Annotated in this window: 26 protein-coding genes; 13 read left to right on the plus strand and 13 right to left on the minus strand. The window is 39.8% G+C overall.

Annotated elements, in window-relative coordinates:
• The 10 genes from B3394_RS08775 (at window position 1) to B3394_RS08820 (ending at window position 9,573) form a co-directional block, all read left to right on the plus strand.
• Entirely contained in the window at window positions 1–318 is a 318-nt protein-coding gene (locus tag B3394_RS08775; protein WP_177735621.1) for a DNA-directed RNA polymerase subunit omega, read from the plus strand.
• Window positions 319–326: 8 nt separating this feature from the next.
• Window positions 327–1,538 carry a bifunctional phosphopantothenoylcysteine decarboxylase/phosphopantothenate--cysteine ligase CoaBC gene (gene coaBC / locus B3394_RS08780; protein WP_273243689.1) on the plus strand — a complete coding sequence of 404 codons (1,212 nt, stop codon included), beginning with the start codon at window positions 327–329 and terminating at the stop codon, window positions 1,536–1,538.
• On the plus strand, window positions 1,531–2,418 hold the full coding sequence (locus B3394_RS08785; protein ID WP_177735617.1) for a DUF4835 family protein: 888 nt from the start codon (window positions 1,531–1,533) through the stop codon (window positions 2,416–2,418). Before coaBC ends, B3394_RS08785 begins: the two co-directional genes overlap by 8 nt.
• Before the next feature lie 31 nt (window positions 2,419–2,449).
• Window positions 2,450–4,105, plus strand: a complete 1,656-nt coding sequence (recN, locus tag B3394_RS08790) for a DNA repair protein RecN (RefSeq protein WP_286915295.1) — start codon at window positions 2,450–2,452, stop codon at window positions 4,103–4,105.
• Between the two features lie 11 nt (window positions 4,106–4,116).
• On the plus strand, window positions 4,117–4,641 hold the full coding sequence (locus tag B3394_RS08795; RefSeq protein ID WP_286915296.1) for a tetratricopeptide repeat protein: 525 nt from the start codon (window positions 4,117–4,119) through the stop codon (window positions 4,639–4,641).
• Between the two features lie 10 nt (window positions 4,642–4,651).
• The gene (locus B3394_RS08800; protein WP_177735610.1) at window positions 4,652–5,479 is read left to right on the plus strand and encodes an enoyl-ACP reductase FabI; all 828 of its coding nucleotides are present in this window, start codon (window positions 4,652–4,654) and stop codon (window positions 5,477–5,479) included.
• A 131-nt stretch (window positions 5,480–5,610) separates the two neighbouring features.
• Window positions 5,611–6,609, plus strand: a complete 999-nt coding sequence (locus B3394_RS08805; protein WP_177735608.1) for a glycosyltransferase — start codon at window positions 5,611–5,613, stop codon at window positions 6,607–6,609.
• 3 nt (window positions 6,610–6,612) lie between these two features.
• Window positions 6,613–7,197, plus strand: a complete 585-nt coding sequence (coaE, locus tag B3394_RS08810) for a dephospho-CoA kinase (protein WP_286915299.1) — start codon at window positions 6,613–6,615, stop codon at window positions 7,195–7,197.
• Between the two features lie 71 nt (window positions 7,198–7,268).
• Window positions 7,269–8,852, plus strand: a complete 1,584-nt coding sequence (locus B3394_RS08815; RefSeq protein WP_177735604.1) for a sensor histidine kinase — start codon at window positions 7,269–7,271, stop codon at window positions 8,850–8,852.
• 4 nt (window positions 8,853–8,856) lie between these two features.
• Window positions 8,857–9,573 carry a response regulator transcription factor gene (locus tag B3394_RS08820; protein WP_177735602.1) on the plus strand — a complete coding sequence of 239 codons (717 nt, stop codon included), beginning with the start codon at window positions 8,857–8,859 and terminating at the stop codon, window positions 9,571–9,573.
• Between the two features lie 53 nt (window positions 9,574–9,626).
• Here B3394_RS08820 and B3394_RS08825 read toward each other — a convergent pair whose 3' ends face one another.
• From B3394_RS08825 to B3394_RS08865, 9 genes are all read right to left on the minus strand, one after another.
• The gene (locus B3394_RS08825) at window positions 9,627–10,373 is read right to left on the minus strand and encodes an acyl-[acyl-carrier-protein] thioesterase (RefSeq protein WP_286915306.1); all 747 of its coding nucleotides are present in this window, start codon (window positions 10,371–10,373) and stop codon (window positions 9,627–9,629) included.
• Window positions 10,374–10,375: 2 nt separating this feature from the next.
• Entirely contained in the window at window positions 10,376–11,305 is a 930-nt protein-coding gene (gene miaA, locus B3394_RS08830; protein ID WP_286915310.1) for a tRNA (adenosine(37)-N6)-dimethylallyltransferase MiaA, read from the minus strand.
• A complete protein-coding gene (locus B3394_RS08835; RefSeq protein ID WP_286915312.1) occupies window positions 11,298–12,137 on the minus strand; it encodes an ion transporter in 840 nt (279 codons plus the stop codon). Before B3394_RS08835 ends, miaA begins: the two co-directional genes overlap by 8 nt.
• A gap of 13 nt (window positions 12,138–12,150) precedes the next feature.
• Window positions 12,151–13,512 carry an exonuclease domain-containing protein gene (locus tag B3394_RS08840; protein WP_286915314.1) on the minus strand — a complete coding sequence of 454 codons (1,362 nt, stop codon included), beginning with the start codon at window positions 13,510–13,512 and terminating at the stop codon, window positions 12,151–12,153.
• 29 nt (window positions 13,513–13,541) lie between these two features.
• Window positions 13,542–14,201 (minus strand): YggS family pyridoxal phosphate-dependent enzyme, encoded by a 660-nt coding sequence (locus B3394_RS08845; RefSeq protein ID WP_286915320.1) that lies wholly within the window; start codon window positions 14,199–14,201, stop codon window positions 13,542–13,544.
• A 31-nt stretch (window positions 14,202–14,232) separates the two neighbouring features.
• Window positions 14,233–15,453: a DUF1015 domain-containing protein gene (locus B3394_RS08850; RefSeq protein WP_273243672.1), complete on the minus strand. Its 1,221-nt coding sequence runs from the start codon at window positions 15,451–15,453 to the stop codon at window positions 14,233–14,235.
• A gap of 71 nt (window positions 15,454–15,524) precedes the next feature.
• Entirely contained in the window at window positions 15,525–16,412 is an 888-nt protein-coding gene (locus B3394_RS08855; RefSeq protein ID WP_273243670.1) for a 3-hydroxyacyl-CoA dehydrogenase family protein, read from the minus strand.
• 1 nt (window position 16,413) lies between these two features.
• Window positions 16,414–16,926, minus strand: coding sequence for a mechanosensitive ion channel family protein (locus B3394_RS08860; RefSeq protein ID WP_177735586.1), 513 nt, complete (start codon window positions 16,924–16,926; stop codon window positions 16,414–16,416).
• An 11-nt stretch (window positions 16,927–16,937) separates the two neighbouring features.
• Window positions 16,938–17,903 (minus strand): Gfo/Idh/MocA family protein, encoded by a 966-nt coding sequence (locus B3394_RS08865; protein ID WP_286915325.1) that lies wholly within the window; start codon window positions 17,901–17,903, stop codon window positions 16,938–16,940.
• A gap of 168 nt (window positions 17,904–18,071) precedes the next feature.
• Between B3394_RS08865 and B3394_RS08870 the strand changes: the two genes are divergently transcribed.
• Window positions 18,072–18,713, plus strand: a complete 642-nt coding sequence (locus B3394_RS08870) for a protein-L-isoaspartate(D-aspartate) O-methyltransferase (RefSeq protein ID WP_177735582.1) — start codon at window positions 18,072–18,074, stop codon at window positions 18,711–18,713.
• A 35-nt stretch (window positions 18,714–18,748) separates the two neighbouring features.
• Here B3394_RS08870 and B3394_RS08875 read toward each other — a convergent pair whose 3' ends face one another.
• On the minus strand, window positions 18,749–19,801 hold the full coding sequence (locus B3394_RS08875; protein WP_286915337.1) for a Fic family protein: 1,053 nt from the start codon (window positions 19,799–19,801) through the stop codon (window positions 18,749–18,751).
• Window positions 19,802–19,868: 67 nt separating this feature from the next.
• Entirely contained in the window at window positions 19,869–20,321 is a 453-nt protein-coding gene (smpB, locus tag B3394_RS08880) for an SsrA-binding protein SmpB (RefSeq protein WP_177735578.1), read from the minus strand.
• A 150-nt stretch (window positions 20,322–20,471) separates the two neighbouring features.
• Between smpB and B3394_RS08885 the strand changes: the two genes are divergently transcribed.
• On the plus strand, window positions 20,472–21,161 hold the full coding sequence (locus B3394_RS08885) for an OmpW/AlkL family protein (protein ID WP_273243663.1): 690 nt from the start codon (window positions 20,472–20,474) through the stop codon (window positions 21,159–21,161).
• Window positions 21,162–21,225: 64 nt separating this feature from the next.
• Here B3394_RS08885 and B3394_RS08890 read toward each other — a convergent pair whose 3' ends face one another.
• Window positions 21,226–21,708, minus strand: a complete 483-nt coding sequence (locus tag B3394_RS08890; protein ID WP_286915339.1) for a phosphoglycerate mutase family protein — start codon at window positions 21,706–21,708, stop codon at window positions 21,226–21,228.
• 179 nt (window positions 21,709–21,887) lie between these two features.
• Here B3394_RS08890 and B3394_RS08895 point away from each other — a divergent pair, with 179 nt between their 5' ends.
• The gene (locus B3394_RS08895) at window positions 21,888–23,408 is read left to right on the plus strand and encodes a S8 family peptidase (protein ID WP_177735572.1); all 1,521 of its coding nucleotides are present in this window, start codon (window positions 21,888–21,890) and stop codon (window positions 23,406–23,408) included.
• A gap of 54 nt (window positions 23,409–23,462) precedes the next feature.
• Here B3394_RS08895 and B3394_RS08900 read toward each other — a convergent pair whose 3' ends face one another.
• Window positions 23,463–24,014 carry a GNAT family N-acetyltransferase gene (locus B3394_RS08900; protein WP_177735570.1) on the minus strand — a complete coding sequence of 184 codons (552 nt, stop codon included), beginning with the start codon at window positions 24,012–24,014 and terminating at the stop codon, window positions 23,463–23,465.
• Window positions 24,015–24,054 lie beyond the last annotated feature (40 nt).

Consider the following 24,054-nt stretch of genomic DNA (forward strand, 5'->3'; position numbering starts at 1 on the left):
ATGGATTTAAAGAAGACTACTGCTCCAGTAAACACGATTACCTACAATAAGAGTACGATAGAAGAGCCGACAGGAAACGTGTATGAAGCAATAACTATTATGGCAAAAAGAGCAAATCAAATCAACTCTGAAATTAAAAAGGAATTGATTGACAAGCTTGATGAGTTCGCGACTTACAATGATAGTCTTGAGGAAATTTTTGAGAATAAAGAACAAATCGAAGTTTCTAAATTCTACGAAAAACTACCTAAACCACATGCTTTAGCAGTACAAGAGTGGTTAGAAGGAAAAATCTATTATAGAGATTCAAATAAATAATACAAACAATGTCTGTTTTAAGCGGTAAAAAAATAATACTGGGTGTTTCTGGTGGAATTGCCGCGTATAAAACGGCCACATTAGTTAGACTTCTTATAAAAGCAGGTGCTCAGGTTCAGGTAATCATGACACCTGCTTCTAAAGATTTTGTTACGCCCTTAACATTATCAACACTCTCTAAAAATCCGGTCTATTCCTCTTTTTTTAATGAAGAAGATGAGAATGCCCTTTGGAATAATCATGTCGATTTAGCCCTTTGGGCCGATTTAATGATTATTGCACCGGCTACAGCCAACACCCTTTCTAAAATGGTGAGCGGCAACAGCGATAATTTACTTTTAGCAACCTATCTTTCTGCAAAATGTCCTGTTTACTTTGCTCCGGCAATGGATCTGGATATGTACAAACACGCTTCCACACTGGCAAACTTTCATGTTTTAAAAGAGTTTGGCGATACGATCATTCCGGCGGAAAACGGCGAATTGGCGAGCGGACTTTCCGGCGAAGGAAGAATGGCGGAACCTGAAAATATCGTGGCATTTTTAGAACGGGACCTGGAAAGCAAACTGCCTTTGCGGGGAAAAAAAGTTCTGGTTACGGCAGGACCCACTTATGAAGCGATCGATCCGGTACGTTTTATCGGGAATCACTCTTCCGGCAAAATGGGCTATGATATTGCCAAAGCCGCTGCCAATCTGGGCGCGGAAGTAATATTGGTATCCGGTCCGACGCATCTGGACCTGAAACATCCTCTGGTGCAACTGGAAAGAGTAACATCGGCTCAGGAAATGTATGATGCCTGTCACCGGTATTTTAATGCGGTAGATGTGGCCGTTTCGGCAGCAGCAGTAGCCGATTACCGTCCGAAAAATGTAGCCAGCCAGAAAATAAAAAAGAATGAAGCTGCGTTTTCTATTGAACTGGAAAAAACAAAAGATATACTGGCTTCTTTGGGAGAAATCAAGACCAGACAGTTTTTAATTGGATTTGCACTGGAAACGGAGAATGAAATTGAGCATGCAAAGCAAAAAATTCAGAAAAAAAACTTAGATTTGATAGTTTTAAACTCATTAAATGATTCCGGTGCTGGTTTTGGAAAGCCCACCAATAAGGTTACATTTATTGATAAGAACTTTTTAGTGGAGCCGATGGAACTCAAATCAAAAGAAGCCGTCGCTCAGGATATTGTCAACAAAATAATAGCTCATTATCATGCGTAATTGGATTTTACTTTTACTTACTTTTTTATCAATAAACAGCTTTGCTCAGGAACTTAATTGTAGCGTAAATGTAAATTACAGCCAGATTACGAACGTTAATCCGCAGATCTTTAAAACACTGGAAAAGTCCGTTACGGAATTTATGAACAATACCAAATGGACGACCAAGACGTTTAAAAACAATGAAAAAATCAATTGTGTGGTCTTTATAACGGTTAACTCGTTTGAATCCAACAATTTTGATGCAACCGTTCAGGTGCAGTCTTCGCGCCCGATATACAATTCAACCTATTCCTCACCGGTTTTAAACTTCAATGATAAGGATTTTAAATTCCGTTATGTGGAATTTGAAAACATGTATTTCAATCCCAATAGTTTTGATTCGAACCTGATTTCCGTTTTAGCTTTTTATGCGAACATCATTATCGGTCTGGATGGGGATACCTACCAGAATTTAGGAGGAACAAAATACCTTGAAGTCGCTTCGGCTATTGCGAATGTGGCACAGTCAAGCGGTTTTGACGGCTGGATACAATCGGAAAAAAGAAATAACCGTTATTACCTCATTAACGATATGCTTTCCAATACCTATACACCGTTTCGTGAAGCGATGTACCAGTACCATTTTCAGGGAATGGATCGAATGGCGGAAAACTTAAAAACAGCCAAAGAAAAGATTGCGTCTTCTATAGAAACACTTTCCAAGGTACACGATGTGCGTCCGAATGCTTTTCTGACCCGTGTTTTCTTTGATGCCAAAGTAGATGAAATCGTTAGTGTTTACTCCGGTGGACCTAATGTGGATATCGTTCCGTTAGTAGACAGATTAAATAGAATATCTCCGTTAAATTCTTCTAAATGGAGTAATATAAAATACTAAATTTGTGTTTTAATAAATCTACGCACAAATTATGTTAGCATCTTTATCTATTAAAAATTTTGCTCTGATTGAACAATTAGATATCCGTTTTTCCAATGAGTTTTCAATCATTACAGGAGAAACCGGAGCCGGAAAATCAATATTGTTGGGAGCATTGGGTTTGGTGCTGGGCAGACGTGCCGATTTAACGTCGCTAAAAGACAAAGAACAAAAATGCATTATCGAAGCGCATTTTGAAATCAAAGCCTATGCGCTCCAGCCGTTTTTTGAGGAAAACGATCTGGACTATGAAGATACGACCATTATCCGCAGGGAAATCCTTCCTTCCGGAAAATCACGAGCTTTTGTAAATGACAGTCCGGTAAACCTGCAGGAATTGCAGCAGCTGGGCGATTTTTTGCTCGATATCCATTCGCAGCATCAAACGCAGGAATTGTCCAATGAAGAATACCAGATACAAATTCTGGATGCTATTGCAGGACAACAGCCGCTGTTGCAGGAATACAAAAGCAGCTTGTCTACATATAAAGCCGTAAAAGCCAGGCTGAAGAAACTGCAGTCAGAAAAAGAAGCCCTGGTAAAAGAACAGGATTACAATAGTTTTTTACTGGAGGAACTTTTGGCAGCCAATTTAAAAGAAGGTGAACAGCAGGAATATGAAGCGGTATTTGAAAAACTCAATAATGTTGAGTTCATCAAAGAATCGCTGGATAAATCATTGGCTGTAGCCGATGAGGAACAAATTGGGGTTACGCAAAATCTGAAAGAGATTAAGGCGTCCCTTCAAAAAATTGCCGGATTATCGGCAGAATACCAGGAATTGTTTGACCGCGTATCCAGTGTGCTGATTGAATTTGATGACGTATCGGATGAAATACGCAAACATGCCGAAACCCTGATGAGTGATCCGGAACAGCTGGAACTGGTAAATCAGAAACTACAGCTGATCTATTCGCTTCAAAAGAAGCATCAGGTGGGTACGGTGGAAGAATTGCTGGTCATCCAGAATGACCTGGACAATAAAGCTGTTTTTGCAGACGATCTGGAAGCGATGATTCATTCGCTCGAAAAAGAACTGGAAGCAACCATCGTGGTTTTAGATGCCAAAGCTGCTGCGATCTCAGAAAGCAGAAAGCAGGCTGCTCCGGTACTGATTGAAAAAATTATCGCAATATTATCAGAATTGGGAATGCCAAATGCCCGTTTTGAATTTGAAATAAAACAAACGGACACCTATTTGCTGCCCGGGAAAGACGAAGTACAATTACTGTTTTCGGCCAATAAGGGAACCAGCTTCGGTTTGCTGAAAAAAGTAGCTTCCGGAGGGGAAATGTCCCGTATTATGCTTGCTGTAAAAGCCATTCTGGCAAATTATACCAAACTGCCAACGATTATCTTTGATGAGATCGACACCGGAGTTTCGGGTGAAATTGCTCATAAAATGGGCGATATCATGAAGAAAATGAGCAAGCAGATGCAGGTTTTTGCCATTACCCATTTACCGCAGATTGCCGCGAAAGGAAACCAGCACTATAAAGTGTTTAAATCCACTCAGGGTGAAAACACTGTTTCGGAATTAAAATTGTTAGGGAATGAAGAGCGAATTGTAGAGATCGCAGAAATGCTGTCTGGAAAAGATATATCCGATTCGGCTCTTAACCATGCAAAATCATTATTAATTGAATAAAAAGAATTGTTTTGGAAGAGAATATCAGTTATTATGAAAACCAGTTTATCAGGGCTGATGCTTTGATATCTGACGGGAATGTTTCGGAGGCAAAAGAAATTCTTGAAGAAATTCTGATGCAATATCCGGATTTTGGAAAAGCACACAACCACTTAGGGTGGATCTATTATACCAAGCTGAGCAATTATGAAAAAGGAATTTATCATTATAAGCTGGCGATGCGGTTTGACCCTAAATACCCGGCGTCCTATCTGAACTATGCTTATCTTTTGGTAGACCTGCGCAGGCTGGAGGAAGCAAAAGAGCATATTGACGAAACGCTGAAGCATCTGGAAAATGCAGACGGTGCTTCTTATTACAGCGAATTGGGAAGGATTTACGAAATGGAATTTAATTTTATCAGATCCTATGAGTTTTATAAAAAAGCCATGTCCTACGGCTTTGGAGCGCAATTTATAGAGAATATGAAGATGAATATGAATAGGGTGAAAGATAAAATGACTATTTTTGAAAAATTAAAATTGAAATTTATTTAAAAACATAGCTATGTATAATTTATTAAAAGGAAAAAGAGGAATCATTTTTGGAGCTTTAGATGAAAATTCAATTGCTTGGAAAACAGCGGAACGTGTACATGAAGAAGGCGGAACTTTTGTTTTATCAAATGCTCCGATCGCTATGCGTATGGGTACCATTAACCAACTGGCTGAAAAAACAGGTTCTCAGATCATTCCTGCCGATGCTACTTCTATTGAAGATTTAGAGAATTTAGTAGATAAAGCGGTGGAAATCCTTGGCGGTAAAATTGATTTTGTTTTGCATTCAATCGGAATGTCGGTGAATGTTAGAAAAGGAAATCACTATACAAACCAGAATTATGACTATACCCATAAAGGATGGGACGTGTCTGCGGTTTCTTTTCATAAAGTAATGCAGGTGTTGTATAAAAAAGATGCCATGAGCGAATGGGGAAGTATCGTAGCGCTGACGTATATGGCAGCACAACGCGTATTCCCGGATTATAACGATATGGCCGATAATAAAGCATATCTAGAGTCGATTGCCCGTAGTTTCGGATACTTCTTCGGAAAAGATAAAAAAGTAAGGGTAAACACGATTTCCCAGTCTCCGACACCTACAACTGCCGGACAAGGCGTAAAAGGTTTTGGCGGTTTTATCGCTTTTGCCGATAAAATGTCTCCGCTTGGAAACGCTACCGCTTTAGACTGTGCAAACTATACGGTAATGATGTTCTCCGATTTAACCCGCAAAGTAACATTACAAAACTTATTACATGACGGAGGTTTCTCTAACATGGGAGTAAGTCAGGGAGTAATGGAAGCTTTTGAAGAAGGATTGGAAAAAGAGCAGTAAAACTTCTTTAACGGCTTTTTAAGCCGCTGAATAATATCATAAAGACAGAATCTTCTGTTTCGGGAAAACCACCTTATTTGAGGTGGTTTTTTTATTTTTATAAAGTTTATCTTTGTTAAAAAAAGGAACCCATGTATTTTTCATTTATAATTCCTGTTTACAACAGGCCTGATGAAATTGAAGAGCTGCTTAAAAGCTTAACAGAACAAAACTATCGCGAAGATTTTGAAGTTGTGGTTGTAGAAGACGGCTCTACAATACCCTGCGAGCACATTGTGAATGCCTATAAAGGAAAATTGTTTCTCTCCTATTATAACAAGCCGAATTCCGGTCCCGGTGATTCCAGGAACTACGGAATGCGGAAAGCTATCGGACAGTATTTTATTATTTTGGATTCCGATTGCATTTTGCCGGAAAATTACGTAACTTCAGTTGCTGAGAATCTGGAACGAAACTATGTGGACTGTTTCGGAGGTCCGGACAATGCGCTGGACTCTTTTTCCGATATTCAGAAAGCAATTAATTTTACAATGACCTCTTTCCTTACTACGGGAGGCGTTCGCGGCGGATCTGAAAAAATAGGCAAATTTCAGCCGCGCAGTTTTAATATGGGGCTTTCTAAAAAAGCATTTGAAGCTTCCGGCGGTTTTGGGAACATTCATCCCGGAGAAGACCCGGATTTGTCCATACGCTTATGGGAAATGGGTTTTCAAACCAAACTGTTTAAAGATTCGTATGTATATCATAAAAGAAGAATCGATTGGTCAAAGTTCTATAAACAGGTCAATAAATTTGGAAAAGCAAGGCCCATACTGGATTCCTGGTATCCGAAGTACCGGAAAATAACCTTTTGGTTTCCGTCTTTGTTTTGCCTGGGCTTTTTGGTTGCTTTGGGATTATATGCGTTTGGAATACCGGTATTGTTTCAGTTTTATGTGCTTTATATTGCCATACTGTTTTTGTCCGGAATCATTGAAAATGCCAGTTTAAAAATAGGATTTTTGTCCGTTATTGCCTTTTTTATCCAGTTTTATGGGTACGGAATGGGCTATTTTAAGTCATTTTTTAAAGTTATTTTGTTAAAACAGCAACCGGAAAAAGCATTTCCTGAATTATTCTTTAAAAAGTAAACGATGACAAAGATAATTGGACTTACAGGAGGTATCGGAAGTGGTAAATCGACTATAGCGGCTTATATCGCTGCTCAGGGAATTCCGGTATATATCGCTGATGATGAGGCAAAGAAAATTATGGAATTGCCCGAAATTATACATAAAGTTCAGGAAATTTTTGAAGTGAATGTTATTGAGAATGGAAAATTAAATCGCAAAAAAATTGCGGATCTGGTTTTTTCTGCGCCCAATTTATTAAAAAAACTGAATGAAATTATTCATCCTGCGGTTAATGAAAATTTTGGTATTTGGTTAAAAAACAACGAAAAACACCGTTATATTGTTAAAGAAGTTGCGATTCTTTTTGAAAGTGGCGGCTATAAAAAATGCGATAAAATTATACTGGTTACCGCTCCGGAAGTGGTTAGAATTGAGCGTGTTATGAGTAGGGACGGCGTGACAAAAGAACAGGTGCTGGACCGGATGAAAAACCAGTGGAAAGACGAAGATAAAGCCGTTTTGAGCGATTATATAGTTGTAAACACCGATTTGGCCACTGCTAAGAAAGATGTCGATAAAATTCTTAAAGAATTGAATAAAATTTAAAAACAGGTCAAGATGTTAATCTTTGGTTAATGTTTTTAAGCAATAAATGTTAAAATGTTAATTTTGTTTTGATGAATAAAACGAGATTCCTCTTATTGATAATATTGATGAGCCTATCCCTGGTAGGAATCATATTAGTACAATTATTCTGGATAAATACTTCTTATAAAAATAATGAAGAACAGTTTAAGTATCACGTACAACAAGTTATCGGTAGCGTAGCTAACAAACTACAGCAACAGGAGTATTTTGAGTTCTATGAAAAGTTCAATAAATTAAAGGATAGTATCGGTAAGGTACCGAGACAAAGCGATTTGTTAGAGTATTTCTACGTAAAACGCGACCCGAAAACGAATGAACAGATCATTTATTCGAATACTATCGTTTTAGAAGATTATAATTTAAATCGTTCGTTCTTTGATAAAAAATCGGATTCCGTTTCGCTGAAAAGTTTTGTAGCGAAACGAAAGACAGAAATTTACAATGGAAATGTAGTGGATAATTCTTCTTTTCAAAAAGCACCGATGCCGGATGTTACGATTGAAAAAGAAGGAAATCTGGACATTCTGGACAAAGCACAGTTTGAGATCTATTTCAAGGATATCGTCGGACTGAAACCCATTCAGGAGCGGGTATCGAAAGATAAGCTGCAGCTGATGCTTCGCAATGAATTGAATCAATATGGGGTGAACACGCCTTTTGAGTTCGGGATTTACAGCAATATGCTGGCTACAAAAGTGAAATCGGAGAATTTTAATTACGATAAAAATTCAACCTACAGTATTCCGGTTTTCCCGGATAACGAAGGACAGAGCAAATACCAGCTTTTGCTGAGCTTTCCTCAAAAGAACAAGTTTCTTTTCTCGTCACTGGTCGGAATTACCTCACTGTCCATCATTTTTACACTGGTTATCATCGTGGCCTATTTTAGTGCCCTGAACCAGCTGATCAAACAAAAGCAGATTTCGGAAATTAAAACCGATTTTATCAACAACATGACCCATGAGTTTAAAACACCCATTGCAACGATTAACCTTGCTTTGGATGCGATTAAAAACCCAAAAATCATAGACGACAAAGAAAAAGTACAGCGGTACCTGCAAATGATCAGGGATGAGAATAAAAGAATGCATGCCCAGGTTGAAAACGTACTGCGTATTTCGAAATTAGAAAAAAGAGAGTTGGAGATCAGTAAAGAGCCAACAGACGTTCATACTATAATTGAAGATGCTATCGAGCATGTTAACCTGATTGTTGAAGACCGTGGCGGTGTTATTAAAGAACACCTGAATGCAAAACGGACAACAATACTGCTGAACGATGTTCACTTTACGAATGTAATGGTTAACATACTGGACAATGCAATTAAATATTCGCCTGAGGCACCGATAATCGATGTTACAACAGAAAACGTAAAAGATTTTGTGTTGATTAAAATAAAAGACAACGGCGCCGGGATGAGTAAAGTCGCTCAAAAGAGAATTTTTGAAAAATTCTACCGCGAGCACACAGGCGATTTACATAATGTGAAAGGACACGGGCTGGGATTAGCCTATGTGAAAAGGATTATTGAAGACCATAACGGTCAGATATTTGTAGAAAGCGAAAAAGGTAAAGGAAGTACCTTTATAATTAAAATGCCACTAATAAATTAATGATATGGATACGACTAACAAAAAAATTCTTTTAGTAGAAGATGACCCCAATTTTGGAGCAGTGCTCAAAGATTACCTTTTAATAAACGATTTTGAAGTTACTTTAGCCAAAAATGGTATGGAAGGTTTCGAAAAATTCAAGAAAGATAATTTCGATTTATGCATTCTTGATGTGATGATGCCTTACAAAGATGGTTATACACTAGCGAGAGAAATCCGCGAAAAAAATAAAGAAGTGCCTATTATCTTTTTAACGGCAAAATCCATGAAAGAGGATGTGTTAAAAGGATACAAAGTAGGAGCAGATGATTATTTGAACAAACCTTTTGATTCGGAAGTATTGCTGATGAAAATCAAAGCAATTATTCAGCGTAAAGCATCGGAAGTTAAAACAGATAATACGAAGTTTGAATTTATCATCGGTAAATTCCATTTGAACTCAAAATTACGTTTCTTATCTTTCCAGAATGAGGAGCCGATCAAATTATCTCCAAAAGAGAACGAATTGCTTAAAATGCTTGCTTTGCATGAAAATGACTTAATGCCAAGAGAGTTAGCACTAACAAAAATCTGGAGAGACGACAATTACTTTACCTCAAGAAGTATGGACGTTTATATCGCCAAATTGCGTAAATACCTGAAACAGGACGAAGATGTTGAGATTCTGAACATCCACGGTGAAGGTTTCCGTTTGGTAATCAAAAATAAAGTTGCAGAATAACACCCTATCTACTCTGAAACAAAAAAGCTCCTGTAAAGGAGCTTTTTATATTTTTATGCTTTCCAGTCCAGCAATAAAGCAAAACTTACTTTATTGTCTTTAGTAACCGAAAAATATGTCTGATCTGCTTCCTGATCCCGGTGAATCGTTACCTGATCGTTTAAATTGAGCTCTCTCAGAAAATTCATTTCAAAACTTTTGAGGCCCTGTTTTAAGACCTGTCTGGTATCCAGAGTGTCGAGGCACCATTCCAGGTATTTCACATTGTTTACGTGATTAACGATATCCAGATCGGAGAGTACAATGGTCCGGTTGGTCACTTTTTCGGCTTCCCGGGTCACGTTAATCCGTGAAAAGCTGTGTTCGGTAGCGTGGCGGTCGGGATATTTTTCAAAATGCTCGTGCGGTAAAGCCAGCGCTTCCGCTTTTCTCAGTTTGGTATTAAAAACAGCCCAATAGGTGGTGGCACCGGCTATTTTTTTACCATTCAGGTACATTTCAATATTACGGATAGAGCGGGAGCCCTGTAAATCTTCAATCCATGTTTTTACGATTACCTTGTCCATCCATTTGGGTAAAGTATCGGTTATTTCCACGCGGATCCGGCTTAAAACCCAGGCCTGATCGTGTTCCTGCATGTCGTTAAAGCTCAATCCGCCATGAATGGAATGCTCGGCGGCGGTTAGCTGCAGTATGTTACAAAGGTCTACATATTTCAGAAGCCCGTATGGAGTACATTGGGTAAAATTGATCTCCCATTCGTGTTCATAAACGGAAGTAAAATCGGGTGCTATTGGCATGATTATGAATTTTGAATTTGCTGCTTCACATAATCGATAATGTTTTGGGGCGAAGCTTTAAAATCAAACCATTTTGCATTTTCCGTCCGTTTGAACCAGGTCATCTGACGTTTTGCGAAACGGCGTGTATTCTTTTTTATTTCTTCAACAGCAAAATCGAATGTGAAATCGCCGTCAAAGTAACTAAATAATTCGCGATAACCCACCGTTTGTAAAGCGTTTAACGCTTTATTAGCATAAAGCGATTCGGCTTCTTTTAAAAGCCCGGCCTGCAACATGAGGTCAACTCTTTGGTTAATGCGGTCATACATGAGTTCTCTGTCGGCTTCCAGACCAATCACTATAGGCGTGAAATTGCGGCTGTTTTTTTTCTGATTCAGGAAAGAAGAATAGGTCTTGCCGCTGCCAATGCAAACTTCCACAAAACGCATCATGCGCTGGGGATTTTGCAGGGTTTGCGGATTTTCCTGAAGGATTTTGGTGTAATAGTCCGGGTCGCGTTGCTGTAACTCGTTTTGCAGGTATGTTATGCCGTGGTTTTCGAAGTTTTCCCGGATGTTCTCCCGAACGGAAGGAGCTATGTCCGGAAAATCATCAAAACCTTTTAAAACGGCATTAACGTATAATCCGGAACCGCCAACCATAATCTGGATGTTGTTCTTCAGGAATAGTGTATCGAGTAAAGTAACGGCTTCCCTTTCGAAATCGCCCACCGTATAGTCGTCAAATACCGATTTGTTCTGGATAAAATGATGCGGTGCTGCCGCTAATTCTTCAGCAGAAGGCACGGCCGTCCCGATGGTCATTTCTTTAAAAAACTGACGGCTGTCGCAGGAAAGGATCTCACAGTTAAAATGCTTTGCGAGTGTAATGCTCAAAGCGGTTTTACCGATAGCGGTCGGACCGATTATGGTGATTAAATAGTTAGTCATTACTTAATTTTTCCCCGCAGTGATGACAATAGCGGGAGTCTTGATTATAAATTATAGTCGTACAGGAAGGACATACTTTTTTACCTTCCGTGTCGGTGGTATTTCTTTTGGCATTGGCAAACTCGGCCGTTACTATTCCGGTAGGAACCGCAATAATGCCGTAACCCATGATCATGATAAAGGCGGCAATAATCTGCCCTAAGGTCGTTACCGGGGCAATATCGCCGTAACCAACGGTTGTGAGCGTAACCACACACCAGTAAATGCTCACCGGAATGCTGGTAAAACCGCTTTCCGGACTTTCAATAACATACATGATGGCGCCTAAAAGAATGGAAACCACCAGGATAAAATAGATAAAAACAATAATTTTAGTACGGCTGGCTTTTATGGCCAGTTTAAGCTGGGATTCCTGTCCGGTGAAATGCACCAGGTTTAAAATACCGAACAAACGCAGTAAACGCAAAGCCCGTACCACCGATAGTATTTTGGATCCCGGAATAAAAAAGGATAAATACATCGGTAAAATGGAAATCAGGTCGACCAGGCCGTAAAAACTGAAAATATATTTTAAGGGACGCTTGTTGCAAATGATCCGGAGGGCATATTCAATACTGAAAAAAACAGTAATGATCCATTCCGAAACCACGAGAAAAGTATGGTATTTGGCATCCAGTTTCTGTACCGATTCAAGCATGACTAAAAGGACACTCAACAAAATCACACCCAGAAGGGCTAAGTCAAAAAGACGTCCGCCAAAAGTGTTGGAACCGTAAATAACAATATACGTTTTCTGCCTGAAAATGTCGTATTTGGTTTTTAATACCCTCATACTCGCACTGGATTTAAAAGGTGACTACTTTGCTAACTTTCTTTTTGCGCAGGTAATTCTGAATGATATTCCGGGTATCCCTGTTGTGCTGCATCGGGATAATGATCTTTTTAAGGATGTCAATATTGTTAATCTGGTAGTTAAGATCGTAAAAGCAATAGCCTTTGTAGATCCCGTTTTCAACTAAAATAGCACTTCTTTCATCAATGCTTCTTCCCCGGTCTACAATAACCATATTCTGATTCTGGAACTGGTGGTTGTTCAGGAAATCCTGAACCCTGACATTGTAATCGGCAGCAGCTTCTTTGCCAATGCAGGCACCGTGGCATTGCTTGATATCGTACTGAAAGCAGCCTTTTTTAGTGTCGTATAAACCGTTTATTTTCTGGCATAACTGGTATTCGGCAGTTATTTTATGCAAAAAATTCTTGCCTTCAACCAGCGTAGCAAAAGAAGTGACTTCTTTTTTGCGTCCGTCGGCTTTGGCGAGGCGTAAGGCCAGATAGCCTTCCTTATTTTTTTCGGCATATAAAGCCCAGGGAAAAATTGTTTTTCGCTGTGATCTGTTGTAAACGGGCTTGTTTACTTTTATTTCCTCGCTTTCTTTTAGCAATGCAACCAGTTCGTTTCCGGTTTCTTCAAAAGTAACCGCAAAAACTTCCTGCTGTATTCGTTTTGCTTTTCGCGAGGTTCCTGTAAAGTGCTGGTTAACGCGTTTTTTGATGTTTTTGCTTTTGCCAATATAAATAATGGTTCCGTCTTCGCGGTGAATATAATAGATACCGGTTTTGGCGGGAATCGCTTCCACGATGTCCAGTAATTTCGGGGAAATTCCGGTTTTTATTTCTTTTTTGACAAAGCTTGTAATAATTTCCTTTTTGACATCTTTTGCCAAAAGCATTTTAAAAAGCTTAACGGTTGCCATCGCATCTCCGGTGGCCCGGTGCCTGTCGGCAATAGGAATACCAAGGCTTCGCACCAGTTTCCCTAAACTATAGGAAGGCTGGTCCGGAATTAATTTTTTAGATAATTCAACGGTACAGATGGTATTGCTGTTGAAGTCATATCCCAGGCGTCTGAATTCCGTACGCAGGATGCGGTAATCAAAAGAAGCATTATGGGCTACGATGATGCAATCCTGGGTAATTTCAATGATCCGCTTTGCAACTTCATAAAATTTAGGAGCAGAACGCAGCATAGCATTATTGATCCCGGTAAGTTTTACAACAAACGGCTGAATTGGTATTTCGGGATTAATAAGGCTGATAAACTGATCGACAACTTCATGTCCATCAAATTTATAGATGGCAATTTCCGTTATTCCTTCTTCGTTAAATTGCCCTCCGGTTGTCTCTATGTCTAATATAGCGTACAAATTCTGTTCTTAGTTTATAACGTTTTCTATTATCGCGTTCCAAAGATACTGCTTCCTATCCGAACCATGGTGCTTCCGCAGGCAATGGCGATTTTATAGTCGCCCGACATTCCCATGGACAATACCGATAGATCAAAATTGGCAGCGGTAATTCCTTTTGTGCTGTCAAAAATAGCTTTTAAATTTTGAAACTCCTTTTTTATTTGTGCTTCGCTGTCGGTAAAAGTGGCCATTCCCATTAATCCGATCACGCGAATGTGCTGTAATTCCTTAAATGTTTCCGACTGCAGCAATTCGTTTAACTCATTTGCATCCAGTCCGAATTTGCTTTCTTCCTCAGCGATATATATTTGCAGCAGGCAGTCGATAACACGGTCGTGTTTCTTGGCCTGTTTGTTGATTTCCTGTAATAATTTCAAGCTGTCTACTCCGTGAACAAGGGTCACATAAGAAGCCATATACTTGACTTTGTTGGACTGTACGTGACCAATCATGTGCCATTGAATATCTTTTGGCAGCTGTTCCCATTTGTCCGTCATTTCCTGGATCTTGTTTTCCCCGAAAATGCGCTGCCCGGCTTCATAGGCTTCCATCAGATCCGATACCGGTTTGGTTTTCGAAACCGCTACCAGGGTAACCGGTTCCGGAAGCGAATTTTTTATAGCGAGTAGGTTTTCTTTTATTGTCATTTGCTGTAACATTATAATTTACAAAGGATCGTTATATCTCATAAACAACCAGTCCGCTCCTGAACTTGGGTTCAATATAGGTGCTTTTTGGCGGCATGATCAGATTGGCATCGGCCAGATCCTTAATTTCCGAAATATTGGTAGGAAACAGCATAAAACCAATTTCAAATTCGCCGCTGTCTACCATTTCTTTAATGTTGGTGATCGATTTACTTCCGGCAATGTAGGCAATACGGTCGTCGGTACGCAAATCGTCAATCCCTAAAATCGGCTGTAAAACCGTTGTATATAAAATCTGGGCATCCAGTCCGGCAAGAGCATTATCAAAGGTAAAGTTTTCTTCCTTTAGTTTCAGGGTATAAAACTCCCCATCAAGATACATACCAAACTCAAATTTGTGCTTGGGTTTCCATAATTCCTGTTTCTTGCTTTTGATGACAAAATTGTCGGCTAATTTTTTAATAAAATCCTCTTTGGTATAACCGTTCAAATCGCGGATCAGGCGGTTGTATTCGTATATTTTTACATTACTATCGGCAATTAAATAACTCATAAAGTAATTCAGGTTTTCATTGCCTGAATCTTTGTCCTGTTCGTATAATAACTCGGCAGAGGCAGAGCGGTGGTGGCCGTCTGCGATATAAAAATCGCCAACCGTCGCGAATTGCTCCTGTAACCACTGAATCTCCTTTTCATCTGCAATTTTCCAAAGGGTGTGTTTTTCCTTATTGGTTGTTGAGAACTCCAGTAAAGGACGTTCTGCGGTTTTGGACGTTATCCATTCGTTTAAAACGGAATTGTCCTGATAGGTCATCAAAACGGGTTCGGTATTGAATCCGGTCTGATGCAGGTAATCCTTAAACAGATCCACGCGGTATTGCAGCGTGTCTTCGTGTTTGCGGATATGATTTTGCTGGTAATCTTCTACCGAGGTTCCAGCCAGGATTCCGGTAAAAATGTGGTTTTTGGTTTCAATCCGGTAAACATACAGTACAGCTGTTTCTTCCTGAACCAAAATGCCTTCTTTTTTAAAATCGGCATATTTATGGGCGACCATTTTAAAGCGTTTGTCAAATCCGATCTTTTGCTGGTTCACATAAGCCGGATTCAGGATATGCAAAAAAGAAAACGGATTGAATTCCAGGTAAGCCGCCAGTTCCGCAGCCCCATAATCGTCGTAGGAGCGGGAAGTAACCAGGCTTACTTTGTCTGCTGTGGGATGAACTGCTTTAAAAGGTTTTATTATCGCCATTTTGTGTTTAAATTAAAAATTGACAATTGATAACCTGCCGGATACCAATTGTCAATAGTGTATCGTTGTGATTATGCGAACATTTTCGCTACTTTCTCTGCTTTTTTGCTTTCCGAATAGTCATAGAATCCTTCTCCGGATTTCACGCCTAATTTTCCTGCCATTACCATGTTTACCAATAAAGGACATGGAGCATATTTAGGATTTTTGAATCCGTCATACATTACGTTTAAAATTGAAAGACAAACGTCCAAACCGATAAAATCTGCTAATTGTAATGGTCCCATAGGGTGTGCCATTCCTAATTTCATAACGGTGTCGATTTCCTGTACGCCGGCCACACCGTTGTATAAGGTTTCGATAGATTCGTTAATCATCGGCATTAAAATTCTGTTGGCTACAAATCCCGGATAATCGTTTACTTCAACCGGTGTTTTTCCTAAAGCTACCGATAAATCCATAATGGTTTTGGTCACTTCGTCTGTAGTATTGTAACCACGGATGATTTCTACCAGTTTCATGATAGGCACCGGGTTCATAAAGTGCATACCGATTACACGCTCCGGATTTTTAACCACAGAAGCGATTTGTGTAATGGAAATTGAAGAAGTATTGGACGCTAAAATGGTGTTTTCACCACAAACTTCACTCAGTTGTTTGAAGATGTTTAGCTTTAAAGTTACATTTTCTGTAGCCGCTTCTACCACTAAATCAGCATTTACCACTCCGTCTGCAATGTCGGTATAGGTAATGATGTTTTCAATTGTTGCTTTTTTATCGGCTTCGGTAATGGTTCCTTTTGCAATCATTCGGTCTAAATTCCCAACGATTGTTGCCATTCCTTTTTCTAAAGATTTTTCAGAAATATCAATTAATAATACTTTAAAACCGCTTTGTGCAAAAGTATGCGCAATTCCGTTACCCATTGTTCCGGCTCCGATTACAGCTATGTTTTTCATTTTATGGTTGTTTTTTAATGTTTGTTATTATTCCGTTGGATAGTAATGTGTTCGGGATTACTATTGTATTGCCGGCATCATCCTGAATAATGGTGTCGTGAAGGTTGACTTCCATGACCCGTCCGGATTTTCCCTGAAATTCAATATAATCGTTTACCCGGAACGGTTTGAAAATCAGTATAAAAATTCCGCCTACAATATTACTCAGAGCCTGCTGTGAGGCAAAACCGGCAATCAGGGTGGTTACACCTGCTCCGGCAAGTAATGAATGACCGTATGTTTTGGCAATTGGCAGTGTTAGTAAAGCCCATCCGAAACCGAAAAGATAGATGACCGCCGTTGCAAAATGTTTGAAAAAAACATAATTGGTAGGATCATTATCGATAATGCCGGATTTTTTAAGGATGAGTCTTTTCAGATACAAATTGAAAAAATACGAAAAAAGCAGGGTCGCTCCGCAAATTATAGCGAACCGAATCAGGGTTTCCGTATCTGATAATACTGTATCGATCATGTCCTGCTAGCTTAGTTACTGAAACAGTTGATAATCTGGTGGGCTATACGCAAAGCTTCCGTTCCGTCTTCCAGCGTTACAATTGGTGTTGTATTGTTGTTGATGGCATCGGCAAATGTTTCCAATTCGTCTAAAATAGCATTGTTTTGTACTACAGACGGATTGTCGTAATAGATTTGTTTTTTAACTCCTTCTGCATTTTGTAAAATCATATCGAAATCACCCGGAATTTCCGGTGCATCTTTCATTTTTACCACTTCACATACTTTGTCCAGGTAATCCACAGAGATATAGGCATCTTTCTGGAAAAAACGGGCTTTACGCATGTTTTTCATCGAGATACGACTGGAAGTGACATTGGCCACACAGCCGTTTTCAAATTCAATACGGGCATTGGCAATATCCGGAGAATCACTAATTACCGATACACCGCTCGCACTGATGTTTTTTACCTTCGATTTCACGACGCTTAAAATAGCATCGATATCGTGGATCATTAAATCCAGCACCACCGGAACATCCGTACCGCGCGGGTTGAATTCGGCTAAACGGTGGGTTTCGATAAACATCGGATTTTCGATTTTATCTTTAACCGCTTTAAAAGCCGGATTAAAGCGCTCCACATGACCTACCTGACCTTTTACCTGGTATTTGTTTGCCAGTACAATGATTTCATTGGCTTCTTCCACGGTGTTTGCAATGGGTTTTTCCAGGAAAACATGCTTCCCGTTTTCAATGGCTTCTTTGGCACATTCAAAGTGGGAAAGGGTAGGCGTAACGATATCGACTACATCGACAGCGTTGATTAAAGCAGTTATAGAGTCGAATTTTGTATAACCAAATTCCTGAGCCACTTTTTCAGCATTCTCGGCATTCGGGTCATAGAATCCTATTAATTCGTATTTTTCAGATTGATTGAGTAATCGCAAATGTATTTTTCCAAGGTGACCGGCACCCAATACGCCAACTTTTAGCATGATTATCTATTTTCAACAAAAATAAACCATTTAGATTTAAAATCTTATATTTCAAATTCAAAAGTTGGATGATTTTTTAAAGCGAAATAGGCTGTTAATAATTTCAGATGATGGATTTCAAATTGTAAATTTGTTTGCTATTTTTACCGATAATTAATTGCCATAAAATTGAAAGATACTGCCAAACATCAAGGACTTCGTAATCAGTTAGTAACCGTTTTACAACAGAAAGGTATCACGGACAGAAACGTATTGGATGCCATCAAGAAAATTCCGCGACACTTATTTTTAAACTCCAGTTTTGAAGATTTTGCCTATCAGGACAAAGCTTTCCCGATTGGTGCCGGGCAGACGATTTCGCAGCCCTATACGGTAGCTTTTCAGTCGGAATTATTACAGGTGAAAAAAGACGATAAGGTATTGGAGATCGGTACCGGTTCCGGCTATCAGACGGCTGTTTTGTGTACGATGGGTGCCAAAGTGTTCAGCGTGGAGCGTCAGAACGAACTGTTTAAAACCACTTCGTTATTGCTGCCGAAACTGGGAATGCGTCCGAAACATTTGTCGTTTGGCGACGGCTATAAAGGACTGCCTAATTTTGCACCTTTTGACAGTATTATCGTAACTGCCGGAGCGCCGTTTATTCCGCAGCCTTTAATGGCACAGTTAAAAATAGGCGGAAGGCTGGTAATTCCTTTGGGCGAAGATGTTCAGGTCATGACGCTGCTGATCCGCAAAAATGAAACACAGTTTGAAAAACACGAATTCGGCGATTTCCGTTTCGTGCCTTTACTGGAAGATAAAAACTAAAATATAGAAAACGCCCGATACTTAAATCGGGCGTTTTAATTTTGTACCAGTACGTTCAGGTAGCGTTCCAGACTTTCTTTTTCGGCCAGCGCAATAAACACCAGTAAAGGTTCTTTGTCTTTGGTAAGCGCCGCCGTTTCGCATATTTTAGCAAACAGCATACGGTATTCCTGATTGCCTTTAATATTGGCAACTACAAAACCGTTTTGCAGTAAAATGAAGTTCATGAACAAACGGGCAACTTTTCCGTTTCCGTTAAGGAATGGCTGGATGGAAAGGAGTTGTTCCAGCATTTCGGCAGCTAATACCACCGGGTGCAGTTTGTTTTTATTGGTTTCATACCACATAAAACTATCGGCGATTTGTTTCTGAATCAATGTCGGTGCCGGAGGAATATAGGCGCTTTCCGGCGTGTTCAGCACTTCGGTACGGTATTTTCCGGATGCTTCCGGATGAATACCCCTGATAATCATATTGTGGAGCGAGAAAAGATCTTTTTCAGACAGGGCGCCGTTTCGTTCAACAAGCTGTTTTAAATGACGGATGGCTTCCTGATGGTTGATGGTTTCCAGGTGTTCGCGCATGCTTTTTCCGGCTATGGTGAGGCCCTGGAAAAGAACTGCACTTGTTTCGTCCAGCGAAAGGGTGTTGCCTTCCAGCTGATTGCTTTCAAAGGTGTATTCCAGTTCCAGTATGCGGGTAACTTTTTCCGTTTCAAATTGCCGGAACCGGTCTGCTTTTTCTTTCAGATTGTCAATTTCATTCAGTAAAAGCTGAAGCCGTGCCGAAATGGGATAGGCTTTTTGGAAAGCATTGAATTTGATCTCTTCTTCGGCAAGCTGAATGGCTTTCAGGGCATATTCGTCCTGTCCGATCTCGTAGAGGATCTTTTCTTTCAGCCATGCCACCAGCAGGGTTTCAAAATCGATTTCCAGTAAGGCAGCCAGTTTGGAGAGCTGTTCCCGTGTTGGTTTGCGCAGGCCGTTTTCGAATTTACTAATCAAAGCCTGGTCAATATGAAGCAATTGTGCCACTTCCCGTGTTTTGAGTCCTTTTTGTTCCCGTGCGTTTTTGAGAAGTGTTTTCATAGTTGTTGAATTTCATGACAATTTTAGTCATAAAATATCAATTTAGAAATAGCTTTTCCGGTAAAATTTAGTGTACTTTTTTAATACGGTCTAAGTCACGCTTGTTGTCGCGGTCTTTTATCGTTTCGCGCTTGTCAAAGTTTTTCTTACCGCGGCAAAGGGCAATGTCTAATTTGGCCAGTCCTTTTTCGTTGGTAAAAAGACGCAACGGAATAATGGTAAGCCCTTTATTCTGCATACTTTTTAAAAGACTTTTCAGTTCTTTCCGGTTTAATAACAGTTTGCGCTCGCTTTTTGCTTTGTGGTTGTAGTGCGTGCCGTAAAGGTATTCTTCAATATGGGAATTGATTACAAAAAGTTCATGACCGTGAAATTCACAGAAACTTTCGGCAATAGAAGCTTTTCCCAAACGAATAGACTTGATCTCAGTCCCGGTTAATACAATACCGGCGGTATACTTTTCGAGTATTTCGTAGTCGAATTTCGCTCTTTTGTTAAGTATGTTGACTGTTTTTAGCATAGGACGGCAAATGTAAGAACAAAAAGCGAATCAGGAAAATTTTAAAGTTTTAATTCCATTCGAAAATAATTTTTATACTATGATTTTTGTCAGTTTTTATTGGATTCAATGGGGCTAATTTTGTCTTGTAAATATTAAACAATCACTGAAATGAAAAAAATAACTTTTTTAGCAATTATCTTTACTTTTCTTGGTGTAAACTTTATGCAGGCACAGGAAAAAGAAAACACACAGCAAGATTTTAAAAAATGGCAGGTTAGACTTAGAGGTATCGGAGTAGTGCCAAATGAAAGTGCAGATATTGGTATTATCGGAGGGGATGTTTCGCTTTCCAATACGATCGTTCCGGAGCTGGATTTCTCATATTTCTTTACTAAAAATATTGCTGTAGAATTGATTTTAGGAACTACAAAACACGATGTACATACAGTAGGTTCGGATATTTCAGCTGTTGGCGGTCCGACTAAAGCAGATGTCGATTTGGGTTCTGTTCGTTTACTGCCACCTACTTTGACTGTTCAGTATCACTTTTTCCCATTGGGCGAAAAAGTATTCAAACCTTATGTAGGAGCAGGATTGAACTATACGTTCTTCTATGATGTAAAAGAAGGAAATACTGTAAAAGATGTAAAATATGATAATGCATTAGGGTATGCGGTTCAGGCTGGTTTTGACTTGATGCTGAATGATACTTTCTTCATAAATGCCGATGTAAAACGTTTGTTCCTGAAAACGGACGTAACGGTTGATGCTTCAAACCTGGCACCAGGGCTGAGTATTCCGGCAGATGTAAAAATTAATCCTTGGATATTGGGATTAGGGGTTGGAATGAAGTTCTAATATCCGGGATATAATAGTTGGTTTTTTGATCAAGAAGACTGCCATACGGCAGTCTTCTTCTTTTTTATAATTTCAGAAGGGAATGTGTTACTTTACCGTTTAACAAGGTTACCATATAAAGGTTGCCAAAAATGGTTTCGTCAATTTCGGTATATTTTTGCTCCCCGATCAGCAGGTTTACAAAATTGGATATGGAATTGCTGTGGCCGACAACTAAAACGGTTTTGCCTTTTGTTTCCTGTTTAAACTTTTCAATGTTCACGTTCTTGTGGTCGTATATCTGAATCGCTGTTTTGTTCTTTTCCGCCGTTGGTGCGGCCGTCTGTCTGGTTCGTTTAAAATCAGAACTGTACACGGCGTTAAACGGAATATCCGAAAAAATAGCACGCCAGGCCAATGCTCTTTCCCTGCCGGCTTCCGATAAATCCGGATCTTTGGAATTATCGACCTTTTCGGCATGCCGGATCAAAAAGTAGGTCGTGGGATTATCCTGCGAAAAACCGGTCTGAACGATGCATAATACAAGAAAAAGGAATAGTTTTTTCATGGTTTCGAATTTTGGTTAAAGGTAGCATTATTTTAGGAGTGCCGCCTGTTGAAACCTCACAAAGCGCGAGCTTTTATTGGATTAAAATACTTTTTTGGTGAAAATTGTTACATTTCAATAATGTTTGTGTTAAAATTATTGTTATTTTTAGAGAATGTAACCCTTAAATCTAATGAATAATGAAAAAAAACTATTTTAAGTTAGCTTTATTAGGCATGATCATTTTTACCGCCTGTTCCAGAGACGAAACCAGTTCTACAGCACAGGACGAAAGTTTGCTAACCTTTCAAAAAGACACGCTGTCAAGGGCAGTGATCAATTCCCGGATTGATGCCATCAGCAGTACCAAAGGAAGCTTCCACTGGAAAGATGGCGGCTATCAGTTATTGTGGAGTGCTATAATCAGAGGTGATAATATGGTTACCATTGGTTTTGGTGAAAATGCCGATGATTTCGTCGGACAGACCTCCAAAAAAGGAAAAGAGATCAAAACACGTTTAAAAAATATTATTCTGGACTCTGAAAAACGTTCGGAGCGGGAAACAATTATTAAAGAAGATGCCGATCTGAACCAGATTGATGTGGTTATCAAAAAAAGAGAAACACTGGAGGCTTTATTAAAAGAAGCGAATATACGCTATATCGAACCGGCGAATTACCGTTATTTTGATGCGGCACAGGAACGTCCGGTTTATGGCGCAGAAGTGAGCTCCAGCTCCGGATGCGGATTTGCTTCGGCTACGATCGCTACAGCCGATTATACTACGATTGCTCCCAATGCAAGAGTGCCGTGGAATTTTTACAAACACAATATTCCGGGTGCCTGGAGTTACAGTACCGGAAGCGGTGTTACCATTGGTGTGGTGGATACCGGATTGTCGCCACAGCAGACTTTAATGGGCAGCAGCTTTAACACCGGCTATTCTTCCGGAAGAACAGTACAGCGTTTTGGCGTTTATGTGGATTCGGTTTGGCCATGGTCTACAGGATTTGACGGTCCGGACGATCAGTGTGGTCACGGAACCAGTATGGCCTCTGTTGCCACAGCACCCAGAAACAACAGCGGTTTACCGGTGGGTGTAGCCTATAATTCCAGCCTGATCGTGTACCGCGCGGCATCGAATGTGGTCCTGGACGGTTATCATGAGCAGGAAGGCGTGAAATTAGCCTTTACAGCATTAGGCAATAACAGTAATGTGAAAATCATTTCCATGTCTATGGGACATATTATTTCCATTGGAAAAATTGAAGACGGTGTGAAATATGCCTATGGCAAAGGCAAACTTATTTTCTGTGCCGGAGGAACTTCCACGAGTTTTACCAATTTTGCAGGCGTTATTTTCCCGGCTTCCATGAATGAAGCAGTTGCCGTAACCGGAGTGAAAGAAGGGCAAACGGTTCAGGAGTGTGATGTGTGTCATAAAGGTGGTAAAATCGATTTTACCATTGTAATGGAACGAACAGGAACAAACAACAATGTTCCGGTATTGAGCTATTATAACAATCAGGCCAATTATGTGGGCGGTTCTTCGGTAGCAACAGCAACTACAGCGGGTATCGCGGCTTTGGTCTGGGCTAAAAACCCGGGCTGGACAAGAGATCAGGTACTGAATAAAATGAAACAGTCTTCCAGTTTCTATCCGACTAAAAATGCTAATTTCGGCTATGGAAACATCAATGCGCAGTTAGCAGTACAATAAAAAAAGAAACAATATTCATAAAAAAACCATCATATACTTATGATGGTTTTTTGTTTATGATTTGTTGCGTAATGCATAAATATAACTGTCTGAAAAACGTCCGTTCCAATAAGTGTCTTCCCTGAAATGACCTTCTCTTACAAAGTTGTTCTTTTCAAGCAGTTTCCAGGAGGCATCGTTTTCCGTATCGGTAATGGCAATAATGGAATGCAGTTTCAAGTCGTCAAAGCCATAGGTAATTGCTTTTGTCAAGGCTTCCTGAATGATCCCTTTTCGCTGATGATCCGGTGAAAGCATATAACCTATTTCTGCTCTGTGGTTTTCCGGCTGCGGACGGAAGTATCCGATCAGACCAATAACTTTATCCTCGCCTTTTAGCGTAATGGCCCAGTTCAGACATTCGTTGGTTAGCCGCAGTTCTTCCATATATTGAATATGCGCAATGGCATCATCAATATTTTTAGGCAATTCCCGGGGGATATATTGCATGGTTTCCGGGTTGGAACGAAGCAGGAACATCTCCTGGCCATCTTGTTCTGTGATTTGTCGCAATCGTAATCGTTCCGTTTCCAGTATCGGGAAAGGGGAAAAGTTCAAATCGAGCATATTAAACGAATTTAAATTGGAACTAAAATTAGTAAAAAAC

The sequence above is a fragment of the Flavobacterium sp. UBA4197 genome (assembly GCF_002379575.1).
Lineage (GTDB): Bacteria > Bacteroidota > Bacteroidia > Flavobacteriales > Flavobacteriaceae > Flavobacterium > Flavobacterium inviolabile.

Bases quoted from the DNA above. Each gene is read 5' to 3' on its own strand.
- B3394_RS08775 (WP_177735621.1), top strand. From the start codon at position 1: ATGGATTTAAAGAAGACTACTGCTCCAGTAAACACGATTACCTACAAT.
- coaBC (WP_273243689.1), top strand. From the start codon at position 327: ATGTCTGTTTTAAGCGGTAAAAAAATAATACTGGGTGTTTCTGGTGGA.
- B3394_RS08785 (WP_177735617.1), top strand. From the start codon at position 1,531: ATGCGTAATTGGATTTTACTTTTACTTACTTTTTTATCAATAAACAGC.
- recN (WP_286915295.1), top strand. From the start codon at position 2,450: ATGTTAGCATCTTTATCTATTAAAAATTTTGCTCTGATTGAACAATTA.
- B3394_RS08800 (WP_177735610.1), top strand. From the start codon at position 4,652: ATGTATAATTTATTAAAAGGAAAAAGAGGAATCATTTTTGGAGCTTTA.
- B3394_RS08805 (WP_177735608.1), top strand. From the start codon at position 5,611: ATGTATTTTTCATTTATAATTCCTGTTTACAACAGGCCTGATGAAATT.
- coaE (WP_286915299.1), top strand. From the start codon at position 6,613: ATGACAAAGATAATTGGACTTACAGGAGGTATCGGAAGTGGTAAATCG.
- B3394_RS08815 (WP_177735604.1), top strand. From the start codon at position 7,269: ATGAATAAAACGAGATTCCTCTTATTGATAATATTGATGAGCCTATCC.
- B3394_RS08820 (WP_177735602.1), top strand. From the start codon at position 8,857: ATGGATACGACTAACAAAAAAATTCTTTTAGTAGAAGATGACCCCAAT.
- B3394_RS08825 (WP_286915306.1), bottom strand. From the start codon at position 10,373: ATGCCAATAGCACCCGATTTTACTTCCGTTTATGAACACGAATGGGAG.
- miaA (WP_286915310.1), bottom strand. From the start codon at position 11,305: ATGACTAACTATTTAATCACCATAATCGGTCCGACCGCTATCGGTAAA.
- B3394_RS08835 (WP_286915312.1), bottom strand. From the start codon at position 12,137: ATGAGGGTATTAAAAACCAAATACGACATTTTCAGGCAGAAAACGTAT.
- B3394_RS08845 (WP_286915320.1), bottom strand. From the start codon at position 14,201: ATGACAATAAAAGAAAACCTACTCGCTATAAAAAATTCGCTTCCGGAA.
- B3394_RS08850 (WP_273243672.1), bottom strand. From the start codon at position 15,453: ATGGCGATAATAAAACCTTTTAAAGCAGTTCATCCCACAGCAGACAAA.
- B3394_RS08855 (WP_273243670.1), bottom strand. From the start codon at position 16,412: ATGAAAAACATAGCTGTAATCGGAGCCGGAACAATGGGTAACGGAATT.
- B3394_RS08860 (WP_177735586.1), bottom strand. From the start codon at position 16,926: ATGATCGATACAGTATTATCAGATACGGAAACCCTGATTCGGTTCGCT.
- B3394_RS08865 (WP_286915325.1), bottom strand. From the start codon at position 17,903: ATGCTAAAAGTTGGCGTATTGGGTGCCGGTCACCTTGGAAAAATACAT.
- B3394_RS08875 (WP_286915337.1), bottom strand. From the start codon at position 19,801: ATGAAAACACTTCTCAAAAACGCACGGGAACAAAAAGGACTCAAAACA.
- smpB (WP_177735578.1), bottom strand. From the start codon at position 20,321: ATGCTAAAAACAGTCAACATACTTAACAAAAGAGCGAAATTCGACTAC.
- B3394_RS08885 (WP_273243663.1), top strand. From the start codon at position 20,472: ATGAAAAAAATAACTTTTTTAGCAATTATCTTTACTTTTCTTGGTGTA.
- B3394_RS08890 (WP_286915339.1), bottom strand. From the start codon at position 21,708: ATGAAAAAACTATTCCTTTTTCTTGTATTATGCATCGTTCAGACCGGT.
- B3394_RS08895 (WP_177735572.1), top strand. From the start codon at position 21,888: ATGAAAAAAAACTATTTTAAGTTAGCTTTATTAGGCATGATCATTTTT.
- B3394_RS08900 (WP_177735570.1), bottom strand. From the start codon at position 24,014: ATGCTCGATTTGAACTTTTCCCCTTTCCCGATACTGGAAACGGAACGA.